This is a genomic window from Bacillus sp. C-3-6, from assembly GCF_054509685.1.
In genome coordinates this window covers 4,857,129-4,876,439 of record NZ_CM137247.1, presented here as the reverse complement: position 1 = coordinate 4,876,439, position 19,311 = coordinate 4,857,129, and the positions used below count along the sequence as shown (strand labels likewise).

Here is a 19,311-nt window from a genome sequence, read left to right as displayed (position 1 = left end):
AGTGAGTAAGAGCAAGGATTTTATCGTTGTAAAAGGTGCTAGAGCACATAACTTAAAAAATATTGATGTAACCATTCCGAGAAATCAGCTTGTCGTTGTAACGGGATTGTCTGGTTCGGGGAAATCATCATTAGCATTTGATACGATTTATGCAGAAGGGCAGCGCAGATACGTAGAATCGTTATCTGCGTATGCGCGCCAGTTTTTAGGACAAATGGATAAGCCGGATGTAGATACGATTGAAGGATTGTCACCAGCGATTTCAATCGATCAAAAAACGACGAGTCGTAATCCACGTTCAACTGTCGGAACGGTAACGGAGATTTATGATTATTTACGTTTATTATTTGCGCGAATTGGTACGCCAATTTGTCCAAATCATGGGATTGAAATTACATCACAAACAGTAGAGCAGATGGTAGACCGTGTTCTTGAATATCCTGAACGTACGAAATTACAAGTGTTAGCTCCTATCGTTTCTGGGCGTAAAGGTGCACATGTGAAAGTACTTGAAGATATTAAGAAGCAAGGATATGTTCGTGTACGTGTTGATGGTGAAATGCTTGATGTGTCTGAAGAGATTACGTTAGATAAAAATAAGAAGCATTCTATTGAAGTTGTAATTGACCGTATTGTTGTAAAAGAAGGAATCGCAAGCCGTCTTGCTGATTCACTTGAAAGTGCATTAAAGCTTGGCGGAGGCCGAGTGTTAATCGATGTAATGGGAGAAGAGGAACTTCTATTTAGTGAACATCATGCTTGTCCACATTGTGGTTTTTCAATCGGAGAATTAGAGCCGCGTATGTTCTCCTTCAACAGTCCGTTTGGAGCGTGTCCTTCTTGTGATGGACTTGGTTCAAAGCTAGAGGTAGATTTAGAGCTTGTTATCCCGAACTGGGATTTATCATTAAATGAACATGCGATTGCACCTTGGGAACCGACAAGTTCACAATACTATCCACAACTTTTACAATCTGTATGTAATCACTACGGCGTTGATATGGATATGCCTGTGAAAGATATACCGAAAGATTTATTTGATAAAGTGTTGTACGGAAGTGGGGAAGAGAAGGTTTATTTCCGCTATGTAAATGAATTCGGTCAAGTAAAGGAAAATGAGATTTTATTTGAAGGTGTTATTCCAAACATTGAACGTCGTTATCGTGAAACGAGTTCTGATTACATTCGTGAGCAAATGGAAAAGTATATGGCAGAACAAGCGTGTCCGAAGTGTAAAGGCGGCCGCTTAAAGCCTGAAAGCTTAGCTGTTTTTGTTGGTGATAAAACGATTGCTGACGTAACGAAGTATTCAGTTCAAGAAGTACAAGAATTTTTCTCGAATGTAGAGCTAACGGAGAAGCAACAAAAAATAGCTCATTTAATTTTAAGAGAAATTCAGGAGCGCGTTGGATTCTTAGTGAACGTTGGTTTAGATTATTTAACGCTAAGTCGTGCGGCTGGTACGTTATCAGGTGGTGAGGCGCAGCGTATTCGCTTAGCGACGCAAATTGGTTCTCGTCTAACTGGCGTACTTTATATTCTTGATGAGCCTTCAATTGGTTTACACCAGCGCGATAACGATCGTCTTATTCGTACATTGCAAGAAATGCGCGATTTAGGTAATACATTAATCGTTGTTGAGCATGATGAAGATACAATGATGGCTGCTGATTATTTACTTGATATCGGACCAGGTGCAGGTATTCACGGTGGGCAAGTTGTATCGGCAGGGACACCAGCTGAAGTGATGCAAGATGATAATTCGTTAACAGGAAAATATTTAAGCGGTAAAGAGTTTATTCCAGTTCCACTTGAAAGACGTAAAGGTGACGGACGTAAAGTGGAGATTGTCGGCGCAAAAGAGAATAACTTAAAGAATGCAAAAATGTCATTCCCACTCGGTACGTTTGTAGCGGTAACAGGTGTATCTGGATCAGGTAAAAGTACGATGATTAATGAAGTACTATATAAATCGTTAGCTCAAAAGTTATATAAAGCGAAAGCGAAGCCAGGTACTCATAAAGAGATTAAAGGTCTTGAACATTTAGATAAAGTAATTGATATTGATCAATCACCAATTGGGCGTACACCACGTTCTAATCCAGCGACGTACACAGGTGTATTCGATGATATTCGTGATGTGTTTGCACAAACGAATGAAGCGAAAGTGCGCGGATATCAAAAAGGACGTTTCAGCTTTAACGTAAAAGGTGGCCGTTGTGAAGCGTGCCGTGGTGATGGAATTATTAAAATTGAAATGCATTTCCTACCAGATGTGTATGTTCCGTGTGAAGTTTGTCACGGTAAACGATATAATCGTGAAACGTTAGAAGTGAAATATAAAGATAAAAATATTTCTGAAGTGTTAGGGATGACAATTGAAGATGGAGTAGAATTCTTCGCCAATATTCCTAAAATTAAGCGTAAACTTCAAACGCTTGTAGATGTTGGGCTTGGTTATATGAAATTAGGTCAACCAGCAACAACATTATCTGGTGGGGAAGCACAGCGTGTGAAATTAGCTTCTGAATTACACCGTCGTTCTACAGGTCGTACGTTATATATTTTAGATGAGCCAACGACTGGGTTGCATGCGCATGATATTGCACGTCTTCTAGAAGTGCTGCAACGTCTTGTTGAGAGTGGTGAGACGGTACTTGTAATTGAACATAATTTAGATGTGATTAAAACAGCTGATTATATTGTTGATCTTGGACCAGAAGGCGGGGACAAAGGTGGACAAATCGTCGCTTCGGGAACGCCAGAGCAAGTAGTAAAAGAAGAGCGCTCGTATACTGGTAAGTATTTAAAAGAGATTTTAAATCGTGATAAAGCAAGAATGAAAGAGAAAATAAAAGAAGTAGAGTTATCGCAATAAGTTTATTGATGAAAACCGAGTGGAAATGACGCTCGGTTTTTATTGTATAGGGGGAGAAGATGGAGTTTTTAGAGGTGTTAAGAAAGAAAAATATGAAGGTAAGAGAATTTCAAAGTTGGGGTGTATATTTTCGAAAGCGCTGGGAGGATCACTTTGCAAATCATTTAAGTGATAAAGAAAAAGAAGATATTTTTCTTCATGGAGATAAGTATGCATGTGGTTATCTATGGCACATATTTAGTTATGAGAAAAAGAAGTGTTTAGAGGGTAAAGAAGCGGAAAACGCGTTTCGTAATGAAGTGAAAAAGGATTGCTACATTTTCTACCAACACTGTGATGAGGTACTGTTAATAAAGGATGCGAGTTTGTTACATATGGATGATATATTGTGTGAGACAGAAGATGCGTATAAAGGTGATATCTATATCGTAGATAAAGATTTCACTTGTGCCTTTGTAAAAACTCATGAACATAGGTGGTGTGGTCCTTATTTTGCGAGGAAGTGTTAGTAGGTATACAAGCATGAAAGATAGAATAAGTTGATATAAGTGTTTGTATCATACTTGCGTTTATTATCTATTAGCGTATGATGAAATATATATGTTTAAAAGGATGTGTAACGAAATGAGATGGATTGTATCACTTCTTGTAAATAGCGTTGTGTTAATCGCTGTATCGGGGCTTTTAAAAGGGATTGCACCAGATGCATTTTACGTAGCAAATATACAAACTGCAATTATTGCGAGTATTATATTGGCGGTTTTAAATGTGTTCGTAAAGCCGTTTTTAATTTTAATTACGCTACCAATTACTGTTGTAACTTTCGGCTTCTTCTTAATTGTTATTAATGCGATTACGTTAAAAATAGCAGATTCATTATTAGGAGATGCTTTTAATATATCAGGATTTGGTGTAGCGATTGTTGCGGCAATTTGTATTTCAATTTTTAATATGATTATTGAGAAGGCAATTGTGGAACCTCTATATGAAAAAAAGAGAAAATGACAAAAAGAAAAACATTTCATTATTCGTATGAAATGTTTTTTTCTATTTATTAGAAACCGTATTTCTTGTTTCCAGAAAAAAATGGTACAATATCCGGTAGAATGGAATTTTACATCAAACGAGACTGAACCCGCAGCGGAGTGGAGGTTTATACATATGCCAAAAGTAAGGACAAAAGATTTAATTGAACAATTTCAATTGGAGTTAATAAGTGGTGAGGAAGGAATTCATCGTCCGATTGATACAAGTGATTTATCACGACCTGGAATTGAAATGGCAGGATTCTTTACATATTATCCAGCTGATCGCGTGCAGCTTCTTGGAAAAACGGAGCTCACGTTCTTTGATACGTTAACAACAGAGCAAAAACAAGAGAGAATGAAAGCGCTTTGTACCGAGGAGACGCCATGTATTATTATAACTCGTAATCAAGATGTACCAGATGAGTTATTACAAGCATCACGTGAATCAGGCATGCCTTTATTACGTTCTTCTCAAACGACAACGAGATTATCAAGTCGTTTAACTAATTATTTAGAAGGTAAGCTAGCACCAACAACTGCTGTTCATGGTGTATTAGTAGATATTTACGGTGTTGGTGTTTTAATTACAGGTCAAAGTGGTGTTGGTAAAAGTGAGACAGCTCTTGAACTTGTGAAGCGTGGTCACCGCCTTGTTGCGGATGATAGTGTAGAAATTCGCCAAGAAGATGAAGACACATTAGTAGGAAGCTCACCAGATTTAATTGAGCATTTATTAGAAATTCGTGGTCTAGGTATCATTAACGTTATGACGTTATTCGGTGCAGGGGCAGTGCGAAATTATAAGCGTATTACACTTGTTATTAATCTTGAAATTTGGGATCAAAAGAAAAACTATGATCGCTTAGGTCTTGATGAAGAGAAGATGAAAATTATTGATACAGAACTTACGAAGATTACACTTCCAGTTCGTCCTGGTCGAAACTTGGCTGTTATTATTGAAGTAGCAGCGATGAACTTCCGTTTAAAGCGTATGGGAGTCAATGCAGCACAGCAGTTCTCAGAACGATTAATGAGTGCGATTGAGTTAGGGAATCAGGAGTAAACATTGGAGAGGGAGGTCATAAATATGCTGTTAGGTTCTGTACCGCAGCTTGACCGCGTAGCTGTCCAACTTGGGCCGTTTCCTGTTTATTGGTACGGGATTATTATCGGTACAGGGGTGCTATTAGGTCTTTGGCTAGCAACTCGCGAGGGAGAAAGGCTAGGTATTCCAAAAGATACATTTGTTGACCTTGTATTAATTGCAGTACCGATCGCTATTCTATTTGCGAGAATGTACTATGTTATTTTTGAATGGGAATATTACGCGCAAAACCCGAGTCAAATTATTAATATTCGTCAAGGTGGCTTGGCGATTCATGGTGGTTTAATCGGAGCGGTTATTACAGGGATTCTTTTTGCAAAGCGACGCGGGGTTTCATTCTGGAAGTTGGCGGATATTGCTGCACCAAGTATTTTATTAGGACAAGCAATTGGCCGATGGGGAAACTTTATGAACCAAGAGGCGCATGGTGATGAAGTAACGAGACAGTTTTTAGAAGGTCTTCATTTACCAGATTTCATTATTAATCAAATGTATATTGAGGGTGTGTACTATCATCCGACGTTTTTATATGAATCATTATGGAATTTTGCAGGTGTAATTTTACTACTTGCATTAAGAAAAGTGAATTTACGCCGCGGGGAATTATTCTTCACATATTTAATTTGGTATTCAGTAGGACGCTTCTTCGTAGAAGGCTTACGTACAGATAGTTTAATGCTAGGACCACTTCGTATTGCACAAGTAATGTCAATTGGACTTGTTGTTATTTCTATTATTTTCATTATTGTGAGACGAAAAATGGGGCAAGCTGATAAAAGATATTCGGAAAATTAGAGAAAAGTAGCATCTTATTATAAGATGCTGCTTCTTTCATATTCAGGAAGGCGAAAGGACTAAGGCAATGAGAATAAATACAGTGTTATTTGATTTAGATGGAACTTTAATTAATACAAACGAACTTATTATTTCTTCTTTTTTACATACTTTAAATACGTATTATCCAAATCAATATAAGCGTGAAGATGTGTTGCCATTTATCGGTCCATCTTTGCATGATACTTTCAGTAAGATTGATGAAAGTAAGGTTGAAGAGATGATTACAAGTTATCGCGAATTTAACCATGATCATCATGATGAATTAGTAGAAGAATATGAAACTGTATATGAAACAGTTCGAGAGTTGAAGAAGCAAGGTTATAAAGTTGGTATTGTTACAACGAAAGCGAGACAAACCGTTGAGATGGGATTACAGTTGTCAAAGCTTGATGAATTTTTTGATGTTGTCGTGACAATTGATGATGTAGAGCATGTGAAACCACATCCAGAGCCACTTGAAAAAGCGCTTGAATTATTAGATGCAAAACCAGAAGAGGCATTGATGGTTGGAGATAATCATCATGATATTGTCGGTGGTCAAAATGCGGGGACGAAAACAGCTGCGGTTTCATGGACGCTGAAAGGTAGAGCGTATTTAGAGGCTTACAAGCCGGACTTTATGCTAGATAAAATGAGCGATTTGCTACCGATTTTGTCTAATATGAACCGTTCATAAAGGTCCAAGTAAGTTAGTAGAGGAGCGAGCTAAGTGCGACGGACAACGCGCTATCCTGTTTCAGGAGAAAATTCATTATGGAATGTGTATAAAACAGTGTCTTTTTGGAAGGTAATGAAAAACTTTATTATTATCCAAATTGCGCGTTACACGCCATTTTTATCTGTGAAGAATTGGTTGTACTGTACTTTTTTACGGATGAAAGTAGGAAAGAAAACATCATTTGCGCTTATGGTAATGCCGGATATTATGTTCCCGGAAAAGATAACTGTGGGAGAGAATTCGATTATTGGCTATAATACAACGCTTTTAGCGCATGAATATTTAATTCGTGAATATCGACTTGGGGAAATCGTCATTGGAAATGAAGTGATGATTGGAGCGAATGTAACAATATTACCAGGTGTGAAAATTGGAGACGGTGCGACTGTCTCAGCTGGCACACTTGTTCATAGAGATGTACCGAGCGGTGCTTTCGTAGGTGGAAATCCAATGCGTATTATTTATACGAAAGAGCAAATGACCGCAAGAGAAGGTTCATGGTGAAAATGTAACATTTCTCCTCTTTTTTTATGAATAAAAAGGAAATAATTGAGTATAATATACTGTTTTGTTTTTTACGGAATCGTTTATACTTATAGATAGAAGAATGTGTGAGCGAAGAAAACAAAAAACTGGAGGATATATGGGGAAAAATCAAAGGATATATAAGGAGAACGGACAAGTTATCTCTTTTAATCAATTAGCGGACTTCTTTTATAAAAAAGGGATGAGAGCTTACAAAGGGCAAAAATTGCAAGATGCAATTAAATATTTTCGAAGAGCGGCACAAAGTGAGAAGGAGCCGTTTATTTTATGTCAATTAGCAACAGTATTATCTGAGGCTGGTGAATATCAAGAGTCGAACCAAATCTTCTTAAAGTTAGTTAGATCTAATCCAGAACTTGAACAGTGCTATTATTTTATTGCAAATAATTATGCATATATGGGGTTATTTCAACAGGCGAAGAAATATGCGGATCGTTATTTAGAAGTTGCAAAAGAGAAGGAATTCGTAGAAGATACATTAGAACTTCTTGAGATTATGGAAGAAGAAGCAATGGGTTCGGAAGAGATTGAAGATGAAGATGATTTAATTGTTATGCAGGAAGAAGCGAATCGTTATATTCGTAATGGACAATTGGAAGAAGCGATTGCTACATTAGAAATTGTTACGAAAGATTATCCGGAATTTTGGTCAGGTTATAATAATTTAGCCATTGCACATTTTCAATCGGGTAATGTAGACAAAGCACTGAAGTTAACAGAAATGATTTTAGAGAAAAATCCTGGTAATATACATGCGCTTTGTAATACGCTTATTTTTCTATATTCAATTGGAGAGCATAAACAAGTAGAAGCGTTAGCGGGACAGCTAGTTTCGGTATATCCGATTTCATTTGAACATCGTTTGAAACTGGGAACTACACTTGCAACAATTGGTTATTTCGAGCATGCATATAAATGGTTCAAACTATTAAAGCGTCAAGGGTACGAAGGAGACGTTAGTTTTTATTATTGGTTTGCATATTCTGCGTATATGGTGAAAGATCAGCAACTAGCTGAAAAAATGTGGCAACATGTCGTGGAATTGCATCCTGATAAAAAGGGAAAAGAACCGTGGAATGCGCTGAATTTAGCAGATGAAGGACAAAACGTGTTATTTGAAGAATTACGAAAATCATTTCAGCAAAGTGCGACGCTAGAAGAACAAATGCTAGCTTTATATTTAATGAATGAATTGTCAACGCCGGAGAAGGTTGGATTCTTCTTTGATATAACGCAAGCGAAGAACGGTGTTCCCATCGTATCGCAACTTGCAAAGTACTTCTTTTTACTTAATAGTCATAAGAGTATTCCAGCTGATTTACAACAATTTGAGCAGTGCGCGAGAATCGCGGATGCCTTATACAATTATACGAAAAAAGATGATGAATTAATTGAAGAGTGTTTACACTTTTGGTTTTGTACGTTCATACGTTTATATACATCTGGAGACATATTTACAAATGTGTACGGCTGGTCAGCTGCGATTGAATACATTGTACGCGGCGAACAAGGAAATAAAATGACACAGTCGGAGCTTGGAGATGTATATAATGTATCTGTAGCGACTGTCCGAAAGTATGTGCAAGCTGTTAAGCGTACGCACACATAAGATAAGCAAATCATTGGGAAAAAAATGATGCTAACAGTATAATGAGGGTAACTTAATTGTGTAGGAATGGATAGGAGTGAATAGTGTGTCAGAAGAAAAAATTTATGATGTCGTTATTATTGGTGCAGGACCAGCTGGTATGACAGCTGCAGTATATACATCTCGTGCAAATTTAAGCACATTAATGCTTGAGCGTGGTATTCCAGGTGGCCAAATGGCAAACACGGAAGATGTAGAAAACTACCCAGGTTATGAGTCTATTTTAGGACCAGACTTATCAAATAAAATGTTCGAGCATGCGAAGAAATTTGGTGCTGAATATGCATACGGTGATGTGAAAGAAGTCATCGATGGTAAAGAATACAAAACAATTATTGCTGGTAAAAAAGAATATAAAGCACGTGCAATTATCGTTGCAAGCGGTGCAGAGTATAAAAAAATTGGTGTACCGGGTGAAACAGAACTTGGCGGCCGTGGTGTATCATATTGTGCAGTATGTGATGGGGCATTCTTTAAAGGAAAAGAACTTATCGTAATTGGCGGTGGAGATTCTGCTGTTGAAGAGGGTGTGTTCTTAACACGCTTCGCATCAAAAGTAACGATCGTTCACCGTCGTGACACGCTTCGTGCACAGAAAATTTTACAAGACCGTGCTTTCCAAAACGAAAAAGTAGATTTCATTTGGAACCACACTATAAAAGAAATTAACGAAGCAAGCGGTAAAGTAGGAAGTGTAACACTTGTAGACGTAAACAGTGGAGAAGAGAAAGAAGTCAAAACTGACGGCGTATTCGTATACATCGGTATGTTACCATTATCAAAACCATTTGTTGAACTAGGTATTACAAATGAAAATGGTTACCTTGAAACGAACGAACGTATGGAAACTAAAATCCCTGGTATTTTCGCAGCTGGTGATGTTCGTGAAAAAATGCTTCGTCAAATTGTAACTGCAACAGGTGACGGTAGTATTGCAGCACAAAGTGCACAACATTACGTAGAAGAATTATTAGAGGAATTAAAAACTGTATCAGAAAAATAAGGGATAATATACCTTGTGAGAAGAAAGCTACCGACAGGAGCTTTCTTCTTTTTTTGTGTGAAAATGTCAAAGTATTGTCAAAAAATATAAGGATTATAAGCTTTCTTATTGATATACTGGACTTTACGGAAAAAATCACTATAAGAAATGAGGAATTTATTCAGTATGGAATGGCGTAATATATATCGTGGATTTTGTATGGGCGTTAGTGATTTAATTCCTGGTGTGAGCGGCGGTACAATCGCTGTTGTGTTAGGGATTTATGAACAATTGCTTGCGGCAATTAGTGGATTCTTTAGTCGTGAATGGAAAAAACATTTAGGGTTTTTAATTCCACTTGCAGCTGGTGTGGCAGCAGCGTTTTTAACGTTAAGTCATGTTATTAAATATTTACTTGCAAATCATTATGAACCGACTCAATTTTTCTTCCTCGGTTTAATTATTAGTATATTACCGATGTTAATGAGAGAAGCTGATGCAAAGTCGTCGTTTAAAGGTAAGCACATTGTTTTATTAATAGTTGCAGCAATTCTTGTTGCGATCACAGCTTTCTTTAAACCAGATAAGGCAGCAGATCCAATTACGACGTTAACAATTTTAAATGCAATTGGTTTATTTTTCGCAGGATGGATGGCTAGTATGGCTATGCTACTTCCTGGGATTAGTGGATCGTTTATTTTATTAATTATTGGTGTGTATCCAACAGCAATTAACGCTTTAACTACACTTAACTTACCTTTAATCGTGGTTATCGGTGCTGGTGTTATGGTTGGATTTGTTGTAAGTAGTAAAGGCATTAGTTTTTTATTAGATCGTTATAAAAGTATGACATTTGCGGCAATTATTGGACTAGTTATCGGTTCGATTGTAATTGTGTTCCCTGGTATTCCAACCGGCGGATTTTCAATTATAAGTTCAATTATTACCTTTATTTTAGGATTTGCGATTGTTACTTATTTCGGTAAGAAATAAGGGCTTTAATCCCCTTGGCGATAAAAATCGTTAAGGGGATTTTTCATGCTATTCATTAAAAGTCTAAGCATTTACATTGCTTGTTATGGAAAGCTTTTTTAAAATTGTTGAGTAGCATATGCTTAGCGAAAGAGGACTGGCTCCTTCGTTGTAGCAAACTGTTTTTGATAGTATAATGAAAGAAGTATGCAGTGAGAAATTTTACTGCAAGTAGCTGAGGTGAAGAAACATGCAAAGAGTGACAAACTGTGTGTTAATTAGAGATAATGAAGTACTCTTACTCCAAAAACCTCGCCGAAATTGGTGGGTTGCACCAGGCGGGAAAATGGAGCGTGGTGAGACTGTAAGAGATTCCGTTGTTCGCGAATATCGCGAAGAAACAGGTATTTATTTGAAAAACCCAGCGTTAAAGGGGGTCTTCACCTTTGTCATCCAAGAAGGTGATAAAGTTGTTTCTGAATGGATGATGTTCTCCTTTTTAGCGACAGATTTTGCAGGAGAAAACAAACTAGAGAGCGAAGAAGGCATCATTGGTTGGCATACATTTGATAAAATTGATGATTTAGCAATGGCGCCAGGAGATTATCACATTATTGATTATTTAATTAAAGGAAATGGCATAATCTACGGTACATTTGTATATACCCCAGATTTTGAGTTGCTTTCATATCGATTAGATCCGAGTTAAACCGTCAAGGAGAGGATACGATGACAGAGAATAATGATATAAAAATGGTAATTATTACAGGGATGTCTGGAGCTGGAAAAACAGTAGCTTTACAAAGTTTTGAAGATTTAGGATATTTTTGTGTAGATAATTTACCACCGATGTTATTGCCAAAGTTTATTGAGCTTATGGCGGATTCAAAAGGGAAAATGAATAAAGTGGCACTTGGTATTGATTTACGTGGCCGCGAGTTTTTCGAGCATTTATGGGGAGCACTTGATGATTTATCAGAACGTACATGGATTATTCCTCATATTTTATTTTTAGATGCGAAAGATAGTACGCTTGTAACTCGTTATAAAGAAACGAGACGTTCGCATCCACTTGCACCAACTGGTTTGCCGTTAAAGGGAATCGAAGCAGAGCGCAATTTATTAACAGATATGAAGGCACGAGCAAATATTGTGCTTGATACGTCGGATTTAAAACCGAAAGAATTACGTGAAAAAATTGTTCACTTGTTCTCAACAGAAACTGAGCAAGCATTTCGTGTAAATGTTATGTCATTTGGATTTAAGTACGGGATTCCAATTGATGCAGATTTAGTATTTGATGTTCGTTTTTTACCAAATCCATATTACATTCCACATATGAAGCCATTAACAGGACTAGATGAAGAAGTTTCTTCGTATGTACTGAAATTTAATGAGACACATAAGTTTTTAGAGAAGTTGACGGATCTGATTACTTTCATGCTGCCTCATTATAAAAGAGAAGGCAAAAGTCAACTTGTAATTGCAATTGGATGTACAGGTGGACAGCATCGTTCTGTTACGCTTACAGAATACCTTGGGAAACATTTGAAACCAGAGTATAGTGTTCATGTATCTCATCGTGATGTGGAGAAGAGAAAGGGCCATTAAGGGATGAAAAAAGAGAGAAAGCCTAAAATTGTCATCATGGGAGGCGGAACTGGACTCTCTGTTTTATTAAGAGGATTAAAGCAATATCCTGTTGATATTACAGCAGTTGTTACAATCGCTGATGATGGTGGCAGTTCGGGTAGATTACGTGATGAGCTAGAAATTCCACCTCCAGGTGACATCCGTAACGTACTGGTTGCGTTATCGGATGTAGAGCCACTGGTGGAAGCTTTATTTCAGCACCGTTTCACAACAGGAGACGGACTGAAAGGTCATGCGTTAGGAAATCTATTGTTGGCAGGTATGACCTCGATTACAGGAGACTTTTTCCATGCAATTACGGAAACAAGTAAAGTATTAAATGTCAGAGGACGTGTATTACCAGCAGCGAATCAAAGTGCGGTACTTCATGCGGAACTTGAAGATGGGGAAATTGTCACAGGTGAATCAAAAATTCCCTATTACGGAAAGAAGATTAATCGTGTCTTTTTAACTCCAGAAGATGTAGAGCCATTGCATGAAACGTTGGCTGAGATTAAACGAGCTGATTTACTTGTTTTCGGGCCAGGAAGTTTGTATACGAGTATATTACCCAACTTAGTTGTTAACAAAATTGGGGACGCTGTTCTTGCTGCAAAGGCGAAGAAGGTATATGTATGTAACGTTATGACACAAGCGGGTGAAACGATGGGATATACTGCTTTTGATCATGTGCAGGCGTTACACGATCATTTAGGGCAACCATTTATTAATACTGCAATTGTAAATAACCGTGAGATTCCTTGTGAATTACGTAAGTTATATGAGGAAGAAATGTCTACACCAGTTGTAGTGGATGAAGAACGTTTTGCTGAAAATAATATTGATGTTATTCAAGAGGGATTAGCGAAGTATGATGATCGTGTTGTAAGGCATGATACGTTAAAGTTAGCTTCGATTTTATATTCATTGTTATAAATGTGCGTTGCCTCGTTTGAGGTGGCGCTCCTCATTCATATAGGACAAGAATTTTGTTCCATAATAATCGTATAAGGAGGTGTTGACTGTGTCATTTGCATCAGAAACAAAGAAAGAGTTGACGAATCTTGAAGTGAAAGAATGCTGTGAGAAAGCAGAATTATCGGCGTTACTTCGAATGAACGGATCGCTTTCTTTTTCAAACCGTCGTCTATCTATCGATATTCAAACAGAAAATGCGGCAATTGCAAGAAGGATTTATACGCTTTTGAAAAAAGGATATGATGTGACGGTAGAATTACTTGTTCGTAAAAAAATGCGATTGAAGAAAAATAATGTATATATCGTAAGGCTTGTTGAAAAGTCTCGCGAAATATTAGCCGATCTTCATATCGTTCGAGATGACTTTTCATTTATTCGAAATATATCACAAGAATTGATTGAGAAGAAGTGTTGTAAACGATCGTATTTACGCGGTGCATTTTTAGCAGGTGGTTCAGTAAATAACCCAGAAACATCATCTTATCATTTAGAGATCTTTTCGTTATATAAGGAACATAATGATGCTATATGTGAACTGATGAACGGATTTGATTTAAATAGTAAGACGTTGGAAAGAAGAAAAGGGTACATTACGTATTTGAAAGAAGCGGAGAAAATTACGGAATTTTTAAATATTATTGGTGCTCATAATGCACTTTTAAGGTTTGAAGATATTCGAATCGTACGTGATATGCGTAATTCCGTAAATCGTTTAGTGAACTGCGAAACAGCTAATTTAAATAAAACAATTGGTGCAGCGCTAAGGCAGATTGAAAATATCCGCTATATTGATGAGACGGTTGGTCTTGATATATTGCCAGATAAACTACAAGAGATTGCGCAACTACGAAGAGATTATCAAGATGTAACATTGAAAGAGTTAGGTGAGATGGTATCCGGGGGGAAAATTAGTAAATCGGGTATTAATCATCGTTTGCGTAAAATCGATGAAATTGCAGAGAAATTACGCGCGGGGGAAACGGTAGCAAAAAAATAAGAGGTTAAAGGGGAAATGGAGCTGTGGTTCAAAAACGAGTTCAGGTTTCATTAAAAAACGGTTTACAAGCACGTCCGGCTGCGTTGTTTGTACAAGAGGCAAATCGCTTTCATGCAGATATCTTTATTGAGAAAGATGGAAAGACAGTAAATGCAAAGAGCATAATGGGGATTATGAGCTTAGCAATTGGAACTGGAAGCATGATAACAATTACAACAGAAGGTTCAGATGCAGAAGAGGCTTTAGAAGCATTAGCTGCATATGTACAATAAAGAGCTATCGCGTATATGCGATAGTTTTTTTGTTTTGTTGTTTGTGCGGATTAGCGGGGAGGGGTATTTAGCTGGTTTGTCCTTGTCGGAGATTGTCGGTAAATCGATATGTTGTGTCGAACCGTTGATATATTAAAAAAATCGTTGATATAATTTGAGTTTTGTTCGATATAATTGAAAAATCGTTGATATATTTAGAGGGATACTGGATGGGGTATGTGAGCGGGGAACAATATATAAAAGAAGCGCCCAATTATAGGGCGCTTCCACTTTTAGTTATATCTAGCTCTAGCGGCTAGAATCTCCGGTTGTTTCGCCCCTTCATTCGAGGCAAAAAGCGCCTCGGAATCAGGGGCTCCATCGCCCTGCGATTCTAAACGAGCCGCTTTCGCTTTTAAGTATTAACGATTTGTAAAGATCTTATCGATTAAACCGTATTCTAAAGCTTTTTCCGCTGTCATGAAGTTGTCGCGGTCTGTGTCGCGTTGTAGTACTTCAAGTGGTTGACCAGTGCGGTCAGCAAGAATTTGGTTTAGTTTTTCACGTAAGAATAGGATACGTTTTGCAGCGATTTCGATTTCAGTCGCTTGACCTTGTGCTCCACCAAGTGGTTGGTGAATCATTACTTCACTGTTTGGAAGTGCGTAACGTTTTCCTTTTTCACCTGCTGCAAGTAAGAATGCACCCATAGATGCAGCCATACCGATACAGATTGTTGATACTTGTGGCTTAATAAACTGCATTGTATCATAGATTGCCATACCCGCTGTGATAGAACCACCAGGGCTGTTGATGTAGATGTGAATATCTTTTTCTGGATCTTGAGATTCCAAGAATAAAAGCTGGGAAACGATTGAGTTAGCTACGTTGTCATCAATTGCACTACCAAGCATAATGATGCGGTCTTTTAATAGTCGAGAGTAAATATCGTAAGCGCGTTCTCCACGATTTGTTTGTTCAATTACTGTAGGAATTAAATTCATCTGTTATTTCCTCCTTATAAAGCTTTCTTAGTCTTATAATACAATTATGGTCAATAAAGGTCAAACGAAACCACTTTAAATCAAAAAAATATGTAGTTGTACCATGAAATATTCGCTATGTTTTCGAAATTCCCTGCTTATGTATCTTCAACATCATAACCGAATTACATAAATTTAAACGTTATGAAAACTGGAGAAAAAAGAAAAGAACGCCTTTTAACTGAAGCGTTCTTTCGATAATTAGTCTTTTAAAAGATAGGTTACTTTATTTAAAATTTTTTCGATTTGTTTGGCGTTTTTACTATACATTTCGCTTGCTGATTTCGACTTTGTTTCTAGGGAAAATAGTTCAAGATCAGCATGACATTTTTTTAAAGATGCTAATAATAAAGGTTTATTTTGAGGAGAAGGCATTTGGAGTTTGTCATTGTAAATGTCGATAGTAAGTTGTCCGTATGAATCCACTTGACCGAGGAAGACATTTTCAATAACAACACCGAGTTTTTCTAATTCTGAATGTAGCCAAGCGCGGTTATGTCCGCTTGCTGAAAGAGGTTCATCTAGTACATTTCCATCCATAATAACAGTTTGTGGTTCTTTCTCGTTTGGTACTTTTAAACCGATGTCTTTTGCTGTAAGTGGCTGAGAATCTTTCTTTAATAATACATTTAATTCTCCGCTCGGTTCTAAGACAGCAAATTCGACTTCAGCTACGCTGAACGCACTTTTTCCACGGAGAAGTTCCAGTAATTCGTCACTCGTATATTTTTCTTTCTTTAAATTATCTTCGAGTATCTTTCCGTCTTTTATTAATACGGTAGATTTTCCTTCAAAGAAGTCCCGAGCTGTTTTGTTCTTTAAAGAGAGGATTCCTGTTAAAAAAGGTACCACAGCGAAAATGAGTATCGCAAAGACGCCGTGAAAAAATTTTGAATCGAGCCCTGTAGATACTTGGGCAGCGATGTCACCAATCGTCATTCCGGCTATGTATTCAAAAAAGGAAAGCTGAGAGATTTGTCTTTTCCCTAACCATTTCGTAATAGCGAATAAAATAATTAATATGAATACAGAGCGAAGAATGACAAGTGTCCATTCCGGCAGGTGAGACATAGTCGTTTCCTCCAGTCTACTTAAAACCCTTTATATTGAGGTTCTTCACGTTCTAATACTGAAATTCTATCCTTTAAATCAGCGATGACGCTGTCCATTTCTAACATACATTCATGAAATACGCGTTTTGATTCTTCGTCTTGTGAATTTAATGAAAGAGAGCTTAAGCTTGCTTGGGCGCCCCTTACACTAGCAAGGCAAGTTTTTACGCTAGAGATAACAGTCATATAAACACCTCTTATCCTTTCGGTTTGAATAATAATGCTCCAATGAAGCCGAAAATAATAGCTGCTGATACACCGGCGCTCGTTACTTTAAACATGCCGGTAATAACGCCAACGATGCCATGTTTTGCAGCTTCTTCCATTGCGCCATGAACTAGGGCATTACCAAAGCTTGTAATAGGTACAGTTGCCCCGGCTCCAGCGAAATCAATTAATGGCTCATACAAATTAAATCCATCTAATATAGCTCCAGCAACAACGAGTGTTGCCATTGTATGAGCGGGTGTTAGTTTGCCGACATCAAACATAAGTTGGCCGATTACACATATGAGTCCACCAATGACGAAAGCCCAGAAAAAAATCATTGCGTTGCACCTCCAAATTCAATCGAAACGGCATGAGCGATACATGGAATCGTTTCTTCTTGTTGGAATGTAAGTGGAGATAGTAAAGCGCCTGTCGCAACGACAAGTATTTTTTTGAACTCTCCTCTTTTCATTCGGTTTAATAAATGACCGTACACGACTGTTGCGGAACATCCAGGCCCACTAGCACCAGCTATGACAGGTTGTCCTTCTCTATAAATGATAATTCCGCAATCTTGAAACTGTTCGCTCGTTACTTTGGTTCCATGCTTATGTAGTAAATCGTAAGCAATTTCGCGACCGACATGGCCAAGATCACCAGTCACGATTAGGTCATAGTAAGAGGCATCGATTTGTCGTTCGCGTAAATGGGCTTCGATTGTATCAACTGCAGCTGGAGCCATCGCGCCCCCCATATTAAAAGGGTCTGTTAATCCCATATCAATAACTCGCCCAATCGTTGCAGAGGTTACTCTTGGACCGTGTCCAGTATCGCTTAAAATAGCGGCTCCTGCTCCGGTTACTGTCCACTGTGCAGTAGGCGGCTTTTGTCCGCCGTATTCGGTAGGATAGCGGAATTGTTTTTCTACAGCTGTATTATGACTGGATGCACCAGTTAATAAATATTTTGCGCCTTTTGCATTTACGATACTTGCCCCAAGTGCTAAACCTTCCATAGAAGTAGAACAAGCCCCGAATAATCCGAGATAAGGAGTGCCAAGTGTCCGGCAAGCAAAGCTTGTTGGAGTAATTTGATTAATTAAATCTCCTGCAAGTACAAATTGAATATCATCTTTACGAAGTTCTGCTTTTTCAGTAGCACGACTACAAGCTTCTTCGAATAAAATTTTATGTGCTTTTTCATAGGAATCTTGTCCGAGCCATAAATCTTCATGAAGGATATCGAAGTCTTCTGGAATGTTTCCCTTTGCTTCAAATGGTCCACCGACAACCCCTGTTGAGATAATGACTGGTTTGTTTTCAAATACCCACGTTCGGTGTCCTTGTAACATTTATAGACCTCCCCATTGAACGAGAATCGTTTTAATAAGTGCGATGACAAAAGCTGAAAATACACCAAATAAAATAACAGAACCCGCTAGTTTAAACATATTGCCGCCAACACCAAGGACGAATCCTTCCGTTCGGTGTTCGATACATGCTGCAATAACAGAGTTACCAAATCCAGTAACAGGTACAGCTGTACCAGCACCAGCAAACTGTCCAAAACGATCGTATATACCAAATCCAGTTAGTAACATAGAAATGAAAATAAGAGTTGCGACTGTTGGATTTCCTGCTGAGCGTTCAGTGAAATCAAAATATGTGATGTAAAAAGTAGAAATGAGTTGTCCGATGAAGCAAATAAAACCACCGACGAAAAAGGCTTTTATACAATTTTTTAAGACAGGTCGTTTCGGTTCGCGTTCTTGTTCGAATTTTTTATACTCCTGTTGTACAGGGGTTAAGTTTTTATCTTTACTAGACATTGCAATCCTTCCTTTTCTTTTAAAAAGCGTTAAGTGTTAGACTCCATTTTTTTACCAATGAATTTTAATTGTTTATTAATTTCATCTTTAGATACTTCTTTTTCCTTAATTTTTCTTTCGAGTTTTTCGAGTAACATAAAGATTTTTTTATCTGTACTGACACGAACATCGAAAGTAGGATGCTCATCACTTAGCTGCTTTTGAAGCTTTTTACGAAGAGGTTTTAATCCAAACCTTTCGTGATGCTCAGGTGTAACTGCTATGTAGAGATCTAAATTTGAATTCACAGCTGTGCTTTTTATAATTTCATCCATAGCGAGAGCTCTTTTCTTCGCTCCTTGTGATATAGATTGATTAAAGGATTCCGTACTCGTCTTTGTTAACTTTGGACCTTTTTCTTTCTCCGTTCGTTTTGCTTCTTCTTTCACTTTTTTATCTAAAGGACTATTATCACATCCGGTAAAAGAGCTAAATAGAAGTGCAAATAATGCGGTTATGAGGCCGAGTTTTCGCATAATTATCATTCCATTTCTATTGCAATATGTA

General features: G+C 37.7%; 22 protein-coding genes. 15 read left to right on the top strand and 7 right to left on the bottom strand.

Annotation, left to right across the window (positions count from 1 at the left end):
* The first annotated feature begins 1 nt into the window (after position 1).
* The 15 genes from uvrA (at position 2) to ACW0JX_RS25105 (ending at position 14,593) form a co-directional block, all read left to right on the top strand.
* On the top strand, positions 2 to 2,878 hold the full coding sequence (uvrA, locus tag ACW0JX_RS25175) for an excinuclease ABC subunit UvrA (protein WP_000045587.1): 2,877 nt from the start codon (positions 2 to 4) through the stop codon (positions 2,876 to 2,878).
* Between the two features lie 59 nt (positions 2,879 to 2,937).
* The gene (locus ACW0JX_RS25170) at positions 2,938 to 3,387 is read left to right on the top strand and encodes a DUF4275 family protein (protein WP_459245182.1); all 450 of its coding nucleotides are present in this window, start codon (positions 2,938 to 2,940) and stop codon (positions 3,385 to 3,387) included.
* Between the two features lie 115 nt (positions 3,388 to 3,502).
* The gene (locus ACW0JX_RS25165; RefSeq protein ID WP_001267308.1) at positions 3,503 to 3,883 is read left to right on the top strand and encodes a phage holin family protein; all 381 of its coding nucleotides are present in this window, start codon (positions 3,503 to 3,505) and stop codon (positions 3,881 to 3,883) included.
* Positions 3,884 to 4,039: 156 nt separating this feature from the next.
* Positions 4,040 to 4,969, top strand: a complete 930-nt coding sequence (gene hprK, locus ACW0JX_RS25160; RefSeq protein ID WP_001127251.1) for an HPr(Ser) kinase/phosphatase — start codon at positions 4,040 to 4,042, stop codon at positions 4,967 to 4,969.
* Positions 4,970 to 4,993: 24 nt separating this feature from the next.
* Positions 4,994 to 5,806 carry a prolipoprotein diacylglyceryl transferase gene (gene lgt / locus ACW0JX_RS25155; RefSeq protein WP_000924240.1) on the top strand — a complete coding sequence of 271 codons (813 nt, stop codon included), beginning with the start codon at positions 4,994 to 4,996 and terminating at the stop codon, positions 5,804 to 5,806.
* 67 nt (positions 5,807 to 5,873) lie between these two features.
* Positions 5,874 to 6,524 (top strand): pyrophosphatase PpaX, encoded by a 651-nt coding sequence (ppaX, locus tag ACW0JX_RS25150; protein WP_089171975.1) that lies wholly within the window; start codon positions 5,874 to 5,876, stop codon positions 6,522 to 6,524.
* Between the two features lie 33 nt (positions 6,525 to 6,557).
* Entirely contained in the window at positions 6,558 to 7,070 is a 513-nt protein-coding gene (locus ACW0JX_RS25145) for an acyltransferase (protein ID WP_459245181.1), read from the top strand.
* A 139-nt stretch (positions 7,071 to 7,209) separates the two neighbouring features.
* A complete protein-coding gene (locus tag ACW0JX_RS25140; RefSeq protein ID WP_459245180.1) occupies positions 7,210 to 8,721 on the top strand; it encodes a tetratricopeptide repeat protein in 1,512 nt (503 codons plus the stop codon).
* An 85-nt stretch (positions 8,722 to 8,806) separates the two neighbouring features.
* Entirely contained in the window at positions 8,807 to 9,763 is a 957-nt protein-coding gene (trxB, locus tag ACW0JX_RS25135) for a thioredoxin-disulfide reductase (protein ID WP_001288078.1), read from the top strand.
* Between the two features lie 165 nt (positions 9,764 to 9,928).
* Positions 9,929 to 10,735 (top strand): DUF368 domain-containing protein, encoded by an 807-nt coding sequence (locus ACW0JX_RS25130; protein WP_000455196.1) that lies wholly within the window; start codon positions 9,929 to 9,931, stop codon positions 10,733 to 10,735.
* A gap of 229 nt (positions 10,736 to 10,964) precedes the next feature.
* On the top strand, positions 10,965 to 11,423 hold the full coding sequence (locus ACW0JX_RS25125; protein WP_001190080.1) for an NUDIX hydrolase: 459 nt from the start codon (positions 10,965 to 10,967) through the stop codon (positions 11,421 to 11,423).
* Between the two features lie 20 nt (positions 11,424 to 11,443).
* On the top strand, positions 11,444 to 12,325 hold the full coding sequence (gene rapZ / locus ACW0JX_RS25120; protein ID WP_000138459.1) for an RNase adapter RapZ: 882 nt from the start codon (positions 11,444 to 11,446) through the stop codon (positions 12,323 to 12,325).
* Positions 12,326 to 12,328: 3 nt separating this feature from the next.
* Positions 12,329 to 13,282: a gluconeogenesis factor YvcK family protein gene (locus ACW0JX_RS25115; RefSeq protein WP_000712187.1), complete on the top strand. Its 954-nt coding sequence runs from the start codon at positions 12,329 to 12,331 to the stop codon at positions 13,280 to 13,282.
* 88 nt (positions 13,283 to 13,370) lie between these two features.
* Entirely contained in the window at positions 13,371 to 14,321 is a 951-nt protein-coding gene (whiA, locus tag ACW0JX_RS25110) for a DNA-binding protein WhiA (protein WP_000006566.1), read from the top strand.
* 23 nt (positions 14,322 to 14,344) lie between these two features.
* The gene (locus ACW0JX_RS25105) at positions 14,345 to 14,593 is read left to right on the top strand and encodes an HPr family phosphocarrier protein (protein ID WP_000250307.1); all 249 of its coding nucleotides are present in this window, start codon (positions 14,345 to 14,347) and stop codon (positions 14,591 to 14,593) included.
* Between the two features lie 401 nt (positions 14,594 to 14,994).
* Here ACW0JX_RS25105 and clpP read toward each other — a convergent pair whose 3' ends face one another.
* The 7 genes from clpP to ACW0JX_RS25070 all read right to left on the bottom strand — a co-directional run bounded on the left by clpP (position 14,995) and on the right by ACW0JX_RS25070 (position 19,280).
* Positions 14,995 to 15,576, bottom strand: a complete 582-nt coding sequence (gene clpP, locus ACW0JX_RS25100; RefSeq protein WP_001049162.1) for an ATP-dependent Clp endopeptidase proteolytic subunit ClpP — start codon at positions 15,574 to 15,576, stop codon at positions 14,995 to 14,997.
* A 240-nt stretch (positions 15,577 to 15,816) separates the two neighbouring features.
* Positions 15,817 to 16,686, bottom strand: coding sequence for a DUF421 domain-containing protein (locus ACW0JX_RS25095; RefSeq protein ID WP_000018924.1), 870 nt, complete (start codon positions 16,684 to 16,686; stop codon positions 15,817 to 15,819).
* Between the two features lie 20 nt (positions 16,687 to 16,706).
* Positions 16,707 to 16,913, bottom strand: a complete 207-nt coding sequence (locus ACW0JX_RS25090) for a DUF1657 domain-containing protein (RefSeq protein WP_000216153.1) — start codon at positions 16,911 to 16,913, stop codon at positions 16,707 to 16,709.
* An 11-nt stretch (positions 16,914 to 16,924) separates the two neighbouring features.
* Positions 16,925 to 17,275 carry a stage V sporulation protein AE gene (gene spoVAE, locus ACW0JX_RS25085; protein ID WP_000575919.1) on the bottom strand — a complete coding sequence of 117 codons (351 nt, stop codon included), beginning with the start codon at positions 17,273 to 17,275 and terminating at the stop codon, positions 16,925 to 16,927.
* Entirely contained in the window at positions 17,272 to 18,288 is a 1,017-nt protein-coding gene (gene spoVAD, locus ACW0JX_RS25080) for a stage V sporulation protein AD (RefSeq protein WP_000938970.1), read from the bottom strand. Before spoVAD ends, spoVAE begins: the two co-directional genes overlap by 4 nt.
* The gene (gene spoVAC / locus ACW0JX_RS25075; RefSeq protein WP_000095399.1) at positions 18,289 to 18,765 is read right to left on the bottom strand and encodes a stage V sporulation protein AC; all 477 of its coding nucleotides are present in this window, start codon (positions 18,763 to 18,765) and stop codon (positions 18,289 to 18,291) included.
* A gap of 29 nt (positions 18,766 to 18,794) precedes the next feature.
* Complete coding sequence (locus ACW0JX_RS25070; RefSeq protein WP_001228545.1) at positions 18,795 to 19,280, bottom strand: YhcN/YlaJ family sporulation lipoprotein; 486 nt, start codon at positions 19,278 to 19,280, stop codon at positions 18,795 to 18,797.
* Between the last annotated feature and the right edge of the window lie 31 nt (positions 19,281 to 19,311).